The 12,772-nt window shown below is 68.5% G+C and carries 14 protein-coding genes; 9 read left to right on the top strand and 5 right to left on the bottom strand.

Features of this window, described 5'->3' with window-relative positions:
* Positions 1-16 precede the first annotated feature (16 nt).
* Positions 17-526: a pantetheine-phosphate adenylyltransferase gene (coaD, locus tag AX676_RS06820; protein WP_066477683.1), complete on the top strand. Its 510-nt coding sequence runs from the start codon at positions 17-19 to the stop codon at positions 524-526.
* 66 nt (positions 527-592) lie between these two features.
* Here coaD and AX676_RS06815 read toward each other — a convergent pair whose 3' ends face one another.
* The gene (locus AX676_RS06815; protein ID WP_066477681.1) at positions 593-1,231 is read right to left on the bottom strand and encodes a M35 family metallo-endopeptidase; all 639 of its coding nucleotides are present in this window, start codon (positions 1,229-1,231) and stop codon (positions 593-595) included.
* 165 nt (positions 1,232-1,396) lie between these two features.
* On the opposite strand from AX676_RS06815, the gene AX676_RS06810 reads away from it, so the two are divergent.
* The 6 genes from AX676_RS06810 (at position 1,397) to AX676_RS06785 (ending at position 6,400) form a co-directional block, all read left to right on the top strand.
* Positions 1,397-2,053 (top strand): peptidylprolyl isomerase, encoded by a 657-nt coding sequence (locus AX676_RS06810; RefSeq protein ID WP_066477678.1) that lies wholly within the window; start codon positions 1,397-1,399, stop codon positions 2,051-2,053.
* A 43-nt stretch (positions 2,054-2,096) separates the two neighbouring features.
* Complete coding sequence (queA, locus tag AX676_RS06805) at positions 2,097-3,140, top strand: tRNA preQ1(34) S-adenosylmethionine ribosyltransferase-isomerase QueA (RefSeq protein ID WP_066477677.1); 1,044 nt, start codon at positions 2,097-2,099, stop codon at positions 3,138-3,140.
* A gap of 5 nt (positions 3,141-3,145) precedes the next feature.
* A complete protein-coding gene (locus tag AX676_RS06800) occupies positions 3,146-3,664 on the top strand; it encodes an EF-hand domain-containing protein (protein WP_231725973.1) in 519 nt (172 codons plus the stop codon).
* Positions 3,665-3,993: 329 nt separating this feature from the next.
* A complete protein-coding gene (gene tgt / locus AX676_RS06795) occupies positions 3,994-5,136 on the top strand; it encodes a tRNA guanosine(34) transglycosylase Tgt (protein ID WP_066477986.1) in 1,143 nt (380 codons plus the stop codon).
* Positions 5,137-5,154: 18 nt separating this feature from the next.
* A complete protein-coding gene (locus AX676_RS06790) occupies positions 5,155-5,358 on the top strand; it encodes a hypothetical protein (RefSeq protein WP_066477984.1) in 204 nt (67 codons plus the stop codon).
* A 109-nt stretch (positions 5,359-5,467) separates the two neighbouring features.
* Positions 5,468-6,400 (top strand): cell wall hydrolase, encoded by a 933-nt coding sequence (locus tag AX676_RS06785; RefSeq protein ID WP_082731087.1) that lies wholly within the window; start codon positions 5,468-5,470, stop codon positions 6,398-6,400.
* A 64-nt stretch (positions 6,401-6,464) separates the two neighbouring features.
* Here the strand turns inward: AX676_RS06785 and AX676_RS06780 are convergent, their stop codons facing one another.
* From AX676_RS06780 to AX676_RS06765, 4 genes are all read right to left on the bottom strand, one after another.
* Positions 6,465-6,797 (bottom strand): hypothetical protein, encoded by a 333-nt coding sequence (locus AX676_RS06780; RefSeq protein ID WP_066477675.1) that lies wholly within the window; start codon positions 6,795-6,797, stop codon positions 6,465-6,467.
* 126 nt (positions 6,798-6,923) lie between these two features.
* Positions 6,924-8,681, bottom strand: coding sequence for a DUF885 domain-containing protein (locus tag AX676_RS06775; RefSeq protein WP_066477674.1), 1,758 nt, complete (start codon positions 8,679-8,681; stop codon positions 6,924-6,926).
* A gap of 208 nt (positions 8,682-8,889) precedes the next feature.
* Positions 8,890-10,551: a DNA repair protein RecN gene (recN, locus tag AX676_RS06770; protein ID WP_066477672.1), complete on the bottom strand. Its 1,662-nt coding sequence runs from the start codon at positions 10,549-10,551 to the stop codon at positions 8,890-8,892.
* Between the two features lie 25 nt (positions 10,552-10,576).
* Complete coding sequence (locus AX676_RS06765; RefSeq protein WP_066477670.1) at positions 10,577-11,404, bottom strand: outer membrane protein assembly factor BamD; 828 nt, start codon at positions 11,402-11,404, stop codon at positions 10,577-10,579.
* Between the two features lie 167 nt (positions 11,405-11,571).
* On the opposite strand from AX676_RS06765, the gene AX676_RS06760 reads away from it, so the two are divergent.
* Both AX676_RS06760 and AX676_RS06755 read left to right on the top strand, forming a co-directional pair.
* Positions 11,572-12,246: a DUF4893 domain-containing protein gene (locus tag AX676_RS06760; RefSeq protein WP_066477668.1), complete on the top strand. Its 675-nt coding sequence runs from the start codon at positions 11,572-11,574 to the stop codon at positions 12,244-12,246.
* Between the two features lie 120 nt (positions 12,247-12,366).
* Complete coding sequence (locus AX676_RS06755; RefSeq protein WP_066477658.1) at positions 12,367-12,699, top strand: hypothetical protein; 333 nt, start codon at positions 12,367-12,369, stop codon at positions 12,697-12,699.
* The last annotated feature ends 73 nt before the right edge of the window (positions 12,700-12,772 follow it).

The raw sequence follows: 12,772 nt of genomic DNA, 5'->3' as shown, positions 1-12,772 counted from the left end.
CCGGGGGGCGACCACCATGACCATCCGAACCGGCGTCTATCCCGGCACGTTCGATCCGATCACGCTCGGCCACATGGACATCATCCGGCGCGGCGCGAAGCTGGTCGACCGGCTGGTGATCGGCGTGACCACCAATCCGTCCAAGTCGCCGATGTTCACGGTCGACGAGCGCATGGAAATGGTGAAGCGCGAGGTCGCGGGCATCGAAGGCGAGATTCATGTCGTCAGCTTCGACTCGCTGCTGATGCACTTTGCCGAGCGCGAGGGCGCGCGTGTCATCGTGCGCGGGCTGCGCGCGGTCGCCGATTTCGAATATGAATATCAGATGGCGGGCATGAACCAGCAGCTGAACAGCGGGATCGAGACCGTGTTCCTGATGGCCGACGTGTCGCTGCAGCCGATCGCGTCGCGACTGGTCAAGGAAATCGCGATCTACGGCGGCAATATCGGCAAGTTCGTCACCCCCGCGGTCAAGGCCGACATGGTCGCCCGCGTCGAACGGATCGGTCGCAAGGGCAGCGACTGAGGGCGATCGACGCACCGCGCCGCGTCGCGCGCGGGACCAGGCCGGGGCCGGCCCCGCGCACCGGGGTCAGGCGAACAGCAAGTCCATGTTCAGGTCCGCTTCGGCCTCCGCCTGCTTGGGAAGGACCTCGTCATATTCGGCCATGACATAGTAGCCGTAGCTGTCGGCATTCTTGATCGTCAGATTGGGATATTGTTCGGCGAGCCGCCGGCAACGGTCATATTCGTAGCATTCCTTGCTGTCCCAGGGACAGTCGACATCGTCGGTATTGCCGACCAGATGCGAAATTTCATGCACGATCGTCAGCGCCGCCGTGCGCGCATCGGTGCCCGATTTGTAGAAGGCGTCGTCGATCTTCATCGTGAATTCGCCGCTGTCCAGCATCTGCTTGACGTTCTTTTCCGACCAGCCGCTCGCCGGGCGCTGCGCCGCCGCATAAGTCCCCGGCCGCCCGACGCTGCGATTATAGCGGATGAACGACGTGCCCATGGCGTAGTGGATCATGTTCAGCACTTTCCACGCCTGGTCCAGGCGCGTGGCGTCCATCGCGCCGAAAAATGCGGTATAGGCCTTGGTCGGCGTGCGCGTGGAGCGAATGGCCGACATGCGGGTATAGGCGACGGCGGTCGCCTTGCCGGCAAGGGTGATCGCATTCTGAACCTTGACGTTATGGCTTACCGTGAAGCCGGACAGCAAAAATCCCATCGCTTTCCCTCCCAATGAGCGGCCGCGCGCCCCGTGGCCGGAAGCGACAGGCTATCATTCCGGACCGGTCGTTCCCAGCCTCTTCCCGACGCGCGACGCATGCCATTTGCGCCGATGTTGATTTGCTCTAAGCGCAGGAGCGGTTGAGACTGTGGTGGTGATGCAATGCGTTTCTGGATGATCCTGTTTTCGTTGCTGATCGGACTCTTCGCGCCCGTCGCGCATGCCCAGTTGATCGAGGTACCCGGTCGCGCGACGCCGCCGGCGACCACCGACACCGACAATCTGTGGCTGCTCGACCTGTCGACCGGCGGCCGGGTGACGATCTGGCTGCGTCCTGATGTCGCGCCCAAGCATGTCGAGCGGATCAAGACGCTGACGCGCCAGGGCTTTTACAACGGGCTGCCCTTTCACCGGGTGATCGACGGGTTCATGGCGCAGGGTGGCGACCCCAAGGGCGACGGCACCGGCGGCTCCGAGCTCCCCGACCTGGAGAAGGAGTTCAATTACCTGCCGCATGTGCGCGGGGCGGTGTCGGCGGCGCGCGCGCAGGACGAGAACAGCGCGAACAGCCAGTTCTTCATCATGTTCCAGCCGCGCCTGGGGCTCGACAAGAATTATACCGTGTTCGGCCGTGTCCTCGACGGCATCGAGTTCGTCGACGCCATCCCGCGCGGCGAGCCGCCGGCCGAGCCGGCCCGCATCCTGAAGGCCTATATCGCGTCGGACAATCCGCCGCCCTATCAGGCCGCGGCCCCGGCGGCGCCCGTGCTGCCGGCAGGCGAGACGCCGGTCTCGCTGCCGGGCGCCAAGCCCAACTGAGCCCCGGCGCGAACCCCCGCCCGCCGACCGCGCGCCCGCCGCGATGAACATCGACCTGTTCGATTTCGAGTTGCCCGCCGACCGCATCGCGCTGCGCCCCGCGGAGCCGCGCGATGCGGCGCGGATGCTGGTGCTCGACGGCGACGCCACCCGCGACGCGGGCGTGCGCGACCTGCCCGACCTGCTCGCACCGGGCGATGTGCTGGTGTTCAACGACACCCGCGTCATTCCGGCGCAGCTGGAGGGACTGCGCGGGACCGCGCGGATCGGCGCGACGCTGCACAAGCGCGAAGGGACGCGCCGCTGGCGCGCCTTTGTCCGCAACGGCAAGCGGCTGCGCGAGGGTGACGAAATCCGCTTTGGTGCGCACGGCAGCGTGCGCGCGACCGCCAGCGACCGGGGCGAAGACGGCAGCTGGGCGCTGACCTTTGCCGGCGATGCGCCGGTCGAGCTGCTGCTCGCCCGGGTCGGCACGATGCCGCTGCCCCCCTATATCGCGTCGAAGCGTGCGATCGACGAACGCGACGCGCAGGATTACCAGACGATGTTCGCGCGCGAGGCAGGCGCGGTCGCGGCACCCACCGCGTCGCTGCACTTCACCCCCGAGCTGATCGCGCGGATCGACGCCGCCGGGATCGCGCGCGAGACGCTGACGCTGCATGTCGGCGCGGGCACCTTTCTGCCGGTCAAGGTCGAGGACACTGACGATCACGTCATGCATGCCGAATGGGGGCGGATCGATGCCGCGACCGCGGATCGGCTGAACCGCGTGCGCGCAAATGGCGGCCGGCTGGTCGCGGTCGGCACCACCGTGCTGCGCCTCATTGAAAGCGCGGCCGATGCCGACGGCACGATCCGCCCGTTCGAGGGCGATACGTCGATCTTCATCACGCCCGGCTATCGGTTTCGCGGCATCGACGGGCTGATGACCAATTTTCACCTGCCCAGATCGACCCTGTTCATGCTGGTGTCAGCATGGATGGGGCTGGATCGGATGCAGGCGGCCTATGCGCATGCGATCGCGTCGGGCTATCGCTTCTACAGCTATGGCGACTCCAGCCTGTTGCTGCCGTCGGGGAAGGGCTGAGGATTATGCTGCGCCAGATGTGGATTGCCGTCGTCGCGCTGGTGCCGCTCGCGGGCGTCGAGGCGCAGCAGCGGCGAGTGCCCGACGTGCCGGCGATCGCCGATCCGCGTGCCCTTGGCGATCGCCCGGCAATGGCGACGGTCGTGGTCGAGCCGGTCGGCATGCTGATCGCGACCTTTGACCGGGACGGGGACGCAGTGGTCACGCCCGACGAGCTCGACACGGGCGTGGGCGCCACGTTCACCGCCAGCGCGCGCGGGGCGGGCGACATCGGTTATATCCAGTTCGCCGACTGGGCGGAGCGGTGGCTGGGCGATCGCACCGCGCTGCCCGGCCCTTTCGAGGTCGATCGCGATCAGGACAACCGCATCACCCTGGCCGAGCTGCAGGGGCGGATGCGCGAAATCTATGCCCGCATCGATGCCGACAAGGACCAGCGCGTGACGCGCAAGGAACTGCTGACGATCCGCAGCGCCGCGGGGCCGCTGTTCGATCCGGGCGAGCGGCGTCGCCGGCGGAGATAGGGGGGGCAGCCGGACGATCGGGGTGCCGGACCTTGATCACCCCAGGGTCTGGCTTCTCATTACCTCTCACCGTCACCCCGGCCTCGTGCCGGGGTCCGCGGTGCCGCTTCGGGCTTGCCGGGCCATTGAAGTCGGTACGCGCCAGTGAGCGCGTGTCGTACGCCTGAGCGGGGACTTGCGCCTGTTTCACGGTGGACCCCGGCACGAGGCCGGGGTGACGAGGGTATAAAGTTGGCGGGCGAGGGCGGTCGTGTTCGCGGTGGCAGGCGGACCATATCGCCGCCAGCCCATCGACAGCGGCTGCGAAGCGCGGCATGAGCGCACGCCACATGACGCGGTTCGATTTTTCCATTCATGCCACCGACGGCAAGGCGCGCACCGGGCGCATCACCATGCGCCGGGGGGAGATCCGCACGCCCGCCTTCATGCCGGTCGGCACCGCGGCAACGGTCAAGGCGGTGAAGCCCGCCGATGTGCGCGCGGCTGGGGCGGACATCATCCTGGGCAATACCTATCACCTGATGCTGCGCCCCGGTGCGGAGCGGGTCGCGCGGCTGGGCGGGCTGCACCGCTTCATGGGCTGGGACCGGCCGATCCTGACCGACAGCGGCGGCTATCAGGTGATGAGCCTGTCCGACCTGACCACGCGCAGCGAGGAGGGCGTGGCGTTCAAGAGCCATCTCGACGGGTCGCGTCACCTGTTGACGCCCGAACGCTCGATGGAGATTCAGCGCCTGCTGGGCTCCGATATCGTGATGGCGTTCGACGAACTGGTGCCGACCACCGCGACGCGCGAGGAACAGGCGGCGGCGATGGCGCGGTCGATGCGCTGGGCGAAACGGTCGCGCGCCGGCTTCGACGCGGGCGGTGCCCATGCCGAGGGCGCGGCGCTGTTCGGTATCCAGCAGGGCGCGCTCGACGAAGCACTGCGTCGCGAATCGGCCGATGCGCTGCTCGACATCGGCTTTGACGGCTATGCGGTCGGCGGGCTGGCGGTGGGCGAGGGACAGGACGCGATGTTCGGCGTGCTCGATTATGCGCCGGGCCAGCTCGACCCCGCAAAGCCCCGCTATCTGATGGGGGTCGGCAAGCCAGACGACATCGTCGGCGCGGTCGAACGCGGCATCGACATGTTCGATTGCGTGCTGCCGACGCGGTCTGGGCGCACCGGCCAGGCGTTCACCCGCGACGGGCCGATCAACATCAAGAATGCGCGTTTTGCGGAGGATCAGGAACCGATCGCCCCCGAATGCGCTTGCCCTGTATGCGCGACGTGGACGCGCGCCTATCTGCATCATCTGGTGCGGTCGGGCGAGATATTGGGCGCGATGCTGATGACCGAGCATAATCTGTGGTTCTATCAGACGCTGATGCAGGACCTGCGCGATGCAATCGCCGCGCAGCAATTATCCGGTTTCGCCAGCGCGTTTCGCGCGCGATATGGTCAGGCCAGCGCGCGCGCCGCGGGCTGAGTGCAAGTGGAGAGGGTGATGGCCGAAGACGAAGAGAGCAACGAGATCGTGGCGGCAGCCAGGAACGCCAAGCGCAGCAAGCAGGCGGCGAACGCGACGACCCCCGAGCCCGCCGATCGCCTCAACTGGCCGCTGACCACGATCGGCATCGGGATCGGCATCGGTTCCGCCGCGCTGGCGGCGGCGCTGCTCTATGCCAATCGCAATCGCGACAAGCACTGACGACGACCCCGCGCGCACGACAAGGTTACCGCCGGCCGCATCTGTTCCGCCGCGGGACAGGGCCAAAATCGGGGAGGCGCGCGCGGGCGTGATGCGCTAACCGGCCGCGATGCGGCGTCGGCGTCCCTCCACTTCCCAGATCGTGCTCGCGACGCTGTTCGTCGTTCCGGCGAGCATATTCACCGCGCACGCGGCGATCGCATCGTTCGACCAGGTCGCGCGCGCGACGCCCGCAGCCATGGCGGCCCCGGCGGCCCAGCCGGCGCTCGTGGGGCGCGCGATCGTGACGCCCGGCACGACCGGGACGACCGCGCTGCCCGCGCTGCCCGCGGGCGTGGCCCCCGAAGGCGACGCACGCGCGCCGACCGACGCCACGGTGCGCGCCGCATCGCCGTTCGTGCTCGGCGGATCGACGACCGACCAGGCCCGCGCGCTCGAGTGCCTGACCGCCGCCATCTATTACGAGGCCGCAAGCGAGCCCGACGATGGCCAGCGCGCAGTGGCGCAGGTGGTGTTGAACCGCGTGCGCCATCCCGCCTTTCCCGCGACGGTGTGCGGCGTGGTGTATCAGGGGTCGCAGGACCGGGTGTGCCAGTTCAGCTTCACCTGCGACGGGGCGCTGGCGCGGCGACCGGTGCCCGCCGCCTGGGCGCGCGCGCAGCGGGTTGCGGCGGCGGCGCTCAACGGCGCGGTCTTCGCCCCGGTCGGGCTGGCGACGCATTACCACACCTATGCGGTCACGCCGGCGTGGAACCGGGGACTGGTGATGACCGGCGTATTCGGCGCGCACTTCTTTCACCGGTGGAAGGGCTATTGGGGCACGCCCGCGGCGTTCACCAGCCGCCATGCCGGCGGCGAGCCCGATGTCCGGGGCAGCGCGGCGGTGCGCGCGGGGCTCGACGCGCCGGTCGCCGCGCTGGCGATGCCGCGTGCGGTGCCGGTATCGCCGGCCGAGACGCCCGTCGGCGCGGCGCCGGCCGATCGCCTGCCCGAATCGCAGGTGCGCGACGAATGGCGCGACAGCGGCCGGCCGCTGATCTGAAGCCGCAGATGCAAACGGGCCGCTGCATCGCTGCGACGGCCCGCGCCTTCATCGGGGGTCAGGTTCAGTAGCGACCCTGGCGGTCGTTCTTCTGGATGCGGATGCGCTGCGACAGCCGGTCGAAACGCTGGTCGAGATCGCGGCGCTCGACCCGGTTCAGGCCGTTGCCGGACCGGCGATACTGGCGTTCCAGCACCGTCAGATCGCGAAACTGGGCGCGCAGGCGGCTTGCTTCGGCCCGGTTCAACGCGCCCGAGCGCACGCCCTGGTCGATCCGCCGGTCGAGATTGGCCTGACGCTGGTTGATCGACATCCAGCCCGACTGCGCGCTCGCGGTGGCGGGGACGGCACTGACGGCGACGCCCAGCGCCGCAATCATCATCGCAATCTTCTTCATGTTCCAACTCCTGAACTGAACCGGCCGGGTGACCGGTTGAGACAGGATATCGGACGCAATTGTCGCACGCGTGTTCCGCCGAACGCGGAAAACTGTCACACCTTGTCGCAGGTCGGGCGGGTCCGTTCAGCTTCGCTGCGTGGCGATCCAGTCGTCGATCTGGCGTTCCAGCACGTCGAGCGGGACCGAACCCTGGCCGACGACCGCGTCGTGAAAGGCGCGCAGGTCGAACCGCGGGCCGAGCGCGGCCTCTGCCTTCGCACGCAGCTCGCGGATCTTGAGCTCGCCCAGTTTATAGCCCAGCGCCTGGCCCGGCCAGCTGATGTAGCGATTGACCTCGGCATCGATATTGGCGGCCGACAGCGCGGTGTTGTCGGTCATGAAGGCGACCGCCTGTTCCTTGGTCCAGCCCTTGGCATGGATGCCGGTGTCGACGACCAGCCGGCACGCGCGCCACATCTCGTAGCTCAGCCGGCCCATATTCTTTTCCGGCGTGTCATAGAGCTTCATCTCGATGCCCAGCCGCTCGGCATAGAGCCCCCAGCCTTCGGTGAAGGCGGTGAAGAAGGCGAGATATTTGCGCAGCGGCGGCAGGTCGAGTTCCTGTTGCAGCGCGATCTGGTGATGGTGCCCCGGCACGGCTTCATGCAGCGTCAGCGCGGGCAGCTCCCACAATGGCCGCTGGTCGAGCTTGGACGTATTGACGAAGTAGAAGCCCGCCAGCCCGTTCTCGGGACTTCCCGGTCCGTAATAGGCGGTGGTCGTTCCCTCCGCGGTTTCGGCCGGGATCGGCTTGACGCCATAGGGCAGGCGCGGCAGCCGGCCGAAATATTGCGGCATCAGCCCGTCGATGATCTTGGCCTGGCGCGAGCTCGCCGCCAGCAGCTCCTCCGGCGTCGTCGCGTAATATTTGGGGTTGGTGCGCAGTTCCGCGATGAACGCCTCGCGACTGGCGAAGCCGGCTTCCTTGGCGGTGGCTTCCATCTCCGCGCGGATGCGCGCGACTTCCTTCAGGCCGATGTCGTGGATCTGATCGGGCGTCAGATCGGTCGTCGTCATCTGGCGCACGCGGAAGGCATAGAAGTCGCGTCCGTTGGGCTGCGCCGATACGCCGACCGAACGCGCACAGGCGGGCTGGTAGGCGCGAGTATAGAAGTCGGCGGCCTTGCGATATTCGGGGTTGAGCGTGCCGGTGATGACGTCGCGGGCGCGCTGCTGCAGCGCCGCCCATTCGGCATCGCTGGCGTCGGCCGGGCGGGGATTCTTGAACGGCGCATAGAAGCGCGACTGGGTGGCATCGGCGGTGATGACCCCGGTCAGCGTCCGTTCGAAATTGGTCAGCGTGACGCAGGGCTGGACATAGCCTTCCTTCACCGCGCGCGCGGTGATCGCGATCAGTTCGGCATTCATCGCCGGAAACTTGCCGAGCCGGGTGAGGTAATTGGCGTAATCGGCCTTGCTGCGGAACGACAGGTCTTCGCCCAGGCCGGCCAGCCCCTGCCAGGGCGAGCTGTAGCTGGTGAACAGGATCATCCGCTGGCCGTAGCGGATGCCCTCGATATCGTTGCGCAGCAGCCGGCGCAAAATGCCCTTGTTGACGCGCCCCGCCGCATCGAGGCCGGCGTCGGGGATGGCTTCCAGCCGGTCGAGGAAACGCTGTGCGTCGGCGGCGCGGCGGTCTTCCGCTGCGAGCGACACGTCGCCCAGTTCGGTGTCATAATCGCGCACGCCGACCGACGAGGCGAGGCGCGGGCTTTCGCGCAGCGCCCATTGCCAATGGTCGTCCAGCAGGGCGACCAGGTCCTCGCGCGGCCCGGCATGCGCAGCGCCCGCACTCGTTAGCACCAGGGCAATCGCCGCGACCGTCAACTTCAGGTTCCGCATTTCAATGCCCTCCACACCCGCATCCAAGGACCTTCGCCAAAAGCTGAAGTCGGCACAATAGCCCAAACCTGTCGTCACCCCGGCCTTGCGCCGGGGTCCCGCTTCTTCGCGCGTCGGATCAGGCAGCGGGGCCCCGGATCAAGTCCGGGGCGACGAGCGTTTTGGGCTGCCCCTGATTGAATGGACACATGGAGACCGCCGGTCGGCGCTATGCCGCGAGCAGGCGGGTCGCCTGCGCGCGGGCTTCGTCGGTGATTTCCGCGCCCGACAACATCCGGGCGATCTCCTCGCGCCGTTCGGCGTCGTCGAGAGCGTGGACGCCGGTGCGCGTGACGATGCCGTCGTGGCGCTTGGCGATCAGCAGGTGGCGGGCGCCGCGTGCGGCGACCTGAGGGCTGTGCGTCACCACCAGCACCTGTGCGCGCTCCGCCAGCCGCGCCAGCCGGTCGCCGATCGCGCTCGCCACCGCGCCGCCGACGCCACGATCGATCTCGTCGAAAATCAGTGTGCGCGGCGCGCCTTGTTCGGCGAGCGCCACCTTCATCGCCAGGATGAAGCGCGACAATTCGCCGCCCGACGCGATCTTGATGAGCGGGGCGAAGGCCGCGCCCGGGTTGGTCGAGACCTCGAACTCCACCCTGTCGCGGCCCGCGGCGCTGCCCTGTTCGGAGGGCAGGGGCTCGACATGGGTACGAAAGCGCGCGGCGTCGAGCTTGAGCGGGGCGAGCTCGGCGGCGACCGCCGCGTCGAGCCGCGCCGCTGCATCGCGCCGCGCCGCCGACAGTGCGGTGGCGGCGTCGGCATAGGTATCCGCCGCCGCCGCCGCCGCGCGTTCGAGCGCCGCCAGCCCCGCGCTGCCCGCGGTCATCCGCTCCAGCCGCGCGCCCATCTCTTCGGCCAGCGCGGCGAGATCGTCGGGCTGAACCCGGTGCTTGCGCGCCAGTCCGCGCAGCTCGAACAACCGCGCCTCGTCGGCCTCGAGCGCGGCGGGATCGAAGGCGAGCGCCTCGCCAGCGACATCGACCTGGTCCTGTGCGGCCCCGGCCTCGATCAGCGCGCGATCGATCGCCGCCAGGGCTTCGGCGAGCGCGCCATGATCGTCGGCGACGCGTTCGAGGATGCGCGCGGCCTGGCGCAGCCGCGACAGCGCGCCGTCCGCCCCGTCGATCAGCCCGGCAATCGCCTGCAGCTCGCCCGCCACCCGCTCGCCGCGCTGCATCGCGGCGCGACGCTCGGCCAGCGAGGCTTCCTCGCCCGGTTCGGGCGCGAGCGCGCGCAGTTCGCCGACGGCATGTTCCAGCCATTCGCGGTCGCGTTCGGCGCTGGCCTGGTCGTCGCGCGCGGTCGCCAGCCGTGCCTCGGCCTCCTGCCACGCGCGCCATGCCGCCGCGACCGGCGCGGTGTCGAGCGCGCCGAACGCGTCGAGCAGCGCGCGGTGGCCGCGTGGATTGAGCAGCCCGCGATCGTCATGCTGGCCGTGGATCTCGACGAGCAACGCGCCGAGTTCGCGCAGCAGTCCGGCAGATGCGGGCTGATCGTTGACGAAGGCGCGGCTGCCGCCGTCGGCCTTGACGATGCGGCGAATGATCAGCGGCTCGCCGGCCTCGACCTCCAGCCCGTTTTCGTTGAGCAGCGCCCACAATGCGCTGCTGGGCGCGGGGGGCGAAAAGCACGCGGTCACCGCCGCCTGCGCCGCGCCTTCGCGCACCAGGCCGGTGTCGCCGCGCGCGCCGAGCGCAAGTCCCAGCGCGTCGAGCAGGATCGACTTGCCCGCGCCCGTTTCCCCCGTCAGCACGCCCAGCCCGGCGTCGAATTCGAGGTCGAGCGCCTCGATCAGCACGACGTCGCGGATCGCCAGCGCGGTCAGCATCTGCCGGCCTCCTGACCGGTGCGGCTCAGCTCGCCGCCGGTGTGGCGGGGGCCGCCGGCGCGGCGGTCGCGGGCGCGTGCTTCTGGATCAGCGCATAGGCGCGCTCATACCATTTCGAGCCGGGATAGTTGGCGCCGAGCACGGCCGCCGACTTGCGTGCTTCGTCGGGCACGCCCAGCGCCAGATAGCTCTCGGTCAACCGCATCAGCGCCTCAGGCGTGTGCGTCGTCGTCTGGTACCGGTCGATGACGGTGCGGAAGCGCAGCGACGCCGCCAGCCACTGGCCGCGCTGCTGATAGAAGCGGCCGACCTCCATCTCCTTGCCCGCCAGGTGGTCGCGCACCAGATCGACCTTAAGCCGCGCGTCGGCGGCATAGCGGCTGTTGGGGTAGCGGCGGGTCAGTTCGCCCAGCGCCCCCTGGGCCTGATCGGTGATCTTCTGGTCGCGCGAGACGTCCGAAATCTGCTCATAATAGCTGAGCGCGATCAGGTAATAGGCGTACGGGGCGTCGCGGTTGCCGGGATGTACCGCCAGGAAGCGCTGCGAACCCTGAATCGCCTTGGTATAATCGCGGTCCAGATAATAGCTGAACGCGCCCATCAGCTGCGCGCGGCGCGCCCAGACGGAATAGGGGTGCTGGCGCTCGACCTCGTCGAACAGCGCGGCCGCGACCTTGTACTGGCCGCTGTCCAGCCGCTGCTTGGCGGCGGTGTAGAGCGTGCCGACGTCGCGCGCGACATAGGCGGTGTCGGCCCCGCGCTTGGGACCGGTCAGGCCCGCACAGGCGCTGAGGCCCAGCGCGGAAATGGCGATGATGCCGCAACGGGCGACGCGGGACAGGCGGATTTGCATGGACGGTTAGTAGCGGAGCAGGGCCATCGCGAACAATCCCAAAATCAACGCGGACAACCCGCGCATTTCCGCCGCGCCGCAAAAAATTTACGCTTTGTTAACGATTTCGGGTTCATGGTTTCTTTACGGATTGACGCCCCTTGGCCACTCGGTGGAGACGTCGTTTCATGTATCTCGTGCGTGTTGTCGTGATCGCCCTTTTGTGCGGGGTAATGTCGGGCGGGTGCGCAACGTCGCAGCCGACGGCGACCGTGCAGGTCGCGCCGACCGTCCCAATTCCGGGCCCCGAAGAAAAATGGCGCGAGATCGCGCTGAGCGACGACGCCCAGACGCTCGATTCGATCGACCAACGCTGGCAGCAGGCGCTCGCGACGCTTGGTCCCACGACGCGAAAGTCGGCGGAGGCCGAAGGCGCGCTGCTCGATCCGGCGGCCGCGCTCGACCATCCCGCGCCGACGCCGGGTTCGTACAAATGCCGGGTGGTGCGCCTGCAGATGGACGAACGCCCGGCCCGTCGCCTGCGCGCCTATCCCGAGTTCTTCTGTTACATCCGCGCGGAGGGCGATCAGCTGACCTTCCTCAAGCAGACGGGGACCGACCTGCCTGCGGGGTGGCTGTTTCCCGGTGGACCCCGGCGCATCGTGTTTCTGGGCGCGCAGCAGGACGAACCCGGCGAGGGCAAGCTCGGTTACGGGGTCGAACGCGCGCGCGACCGGGCGGGCGTGATCGAGCGGATCGGTCCCTTCCGCTGGCGGCTCGCGATGGCGGTGACCGGCGATGCGCAGCGCTTCGACATCTACGAATTTCGTCCGGTGCCGTCCGACGCGCAGCCCGAAGTCTGATTTTCCCTGCCCGCTTTCAGCTGAACCCAGCCTGTCGCGCGCGTAATGTGCGGTTCATGCAACGGGGCTGATCCTCCAGGCGTTGGGCCGCTCAGGTCCAATCAATGGAGGAGAAGACCGATGTTGAAGCCGATCACGGGCGCCATCGCCGCCGCCGCCGCGTTCGCCGCCGTCCCCGCCATGGCCGGGCACGACCGCTATGCGCATATCTTCAACGACTCCAATTCGCACTATCTCGACTACAAGACCTCGATTTCCGAGGCGAAGCGCGAGCTGCGCAAGGATCTGGAGGATGCGGACAGCGAATCCGACCGGGTCGAGGCCTATGCCGAATATGAGCGCGAGGTCGCCGACGCCGATTATGATTTCCGCAAGGAAATGGCCGAGCGTGGCGTCAAGCTGCGGCGCGGCGAGGTGACGGTGCTGGAGGATGTGGCGGCCATCCGCCGCTGAGGCCCGTGACGTCGCCCCGCCGCAGACCGGGGCCGTTGGCAGAATGCGCGCACCTGTAGCCAGCGGCCCCGGC

The sequence above is a fragment of the Sphingomonas sp. CCH21-G11 genome (assembly GCF_001555965.1).
Lineage (GTDB): Bacteria > Pseudomonadota > Alphaproteobacteria > Sphingomonadales > Sphingomonadaceae > Sphingomonas.
Note: the sequence above shows the minus strand (reverse complement) of the source record. Positions and strands in the feature narration are given on the sequence as shown.

Excerpts from the sequence above, each read along its gene's own strand:
- coaD (WP_066477683.1), top strand. The coding sequence starts at position 17 with ATGACCATCCGAACCGGCGTCTATCCCGGCACGTTCGATCCGATCACG.
- AX676_RS06815 (WP_066477681.1), bottom strand. The coding sequence starts at position 1,231 with ATGGGATTTTTGCTGTCCGGCTTCACGGTAAGCCATAACGTCAAGGTT.
- AX676_RS06810 (WP_066477678.1), top strand. The coding sequence starts at position 1,397 with ATGCGTTTCTGGATGATCCTGTTTTCGTTGCTGATCGGACTCTTCGCG.
- queA (WP_066477677.1), top strand. The coding sequence starts at position 2,097 with ATGAACATCGACCTGTTCGATTTCGAGTTGCCCGCCGACCGCATCGCG.
- AX676_RS06800 (WP_231725973.1), top strand. The coding sequence starts at position 3,146 with ATGCTGCGCCAGATGTGGATTGCCGTCGTCGCGCTGGTGCCGCTCGCG.
- tgt (WP_066477986.1), top strand. The coding sequence starts at position 3,994 with ATGACGCGGTTCGATTTTTCCATTCATGCCACCGACGGCAAGGCGCGC.
- AX676_RS06790 (WP_066477984.1), top strand. The coding sequence starts at position 5,155 with ATGGCCGAAGACGAAGAGAGCAACGAGATCGTGGCGGCAGCCAGGAAC.
- AX676_RS06785 (WP_082731087.1), top strand. The coding sequence starts at position 5,468 with ATGCGGCGTCGGCGTCCCTCCACTTCCCAGATCGTGCTCGCGACGCTG.
- AX676_RS06780 (WP_066477675.1), bottom strand. The coding sequence starts at position 6,797 with ATGAAGAAGATTGCGATGATGATTGCGGCGCTGGGCGTCGCCGTCAGT.
- AX676_RS06775 (WP_066477674.1), bottom strand. The coding sequence starts at position 8,681 with ATGCGGAACCTGAAGTTGACGGTCGCGGCGATTGCCCTGGTGCTAACG.
- recN (WP_066477672.1), bottom strand. The coding sequence starts at position 10,551 with ATGCTGACCGCGCTGGCGATCCGCGACGTCGTGCTGATCGAGGCGCTC.
- AX676_RS06765 (WP_066477670.1), bottom strand. The coding sequence starts at position 11,404 with ATGCAAATCCGCCTGTCCCGCGTCGCCCGTTGCGGCATCATCGCCATT.
- AX676_RS06760 (WP_066477668.1), top strand. The coding sequence starts at position 11,572 with ATGTATCTCGTGCGTGTTGTCGTGATCGCCCTTTTGTGCGGGGTAATG.
- AX676_RS06755 (WP_066477658.1), top strand. The coding sequence starts at position 12,367 with ATGTTGAAGCCGATCACGGGCGCCATCGCCGCCGCCGCCGCGTTCGCC.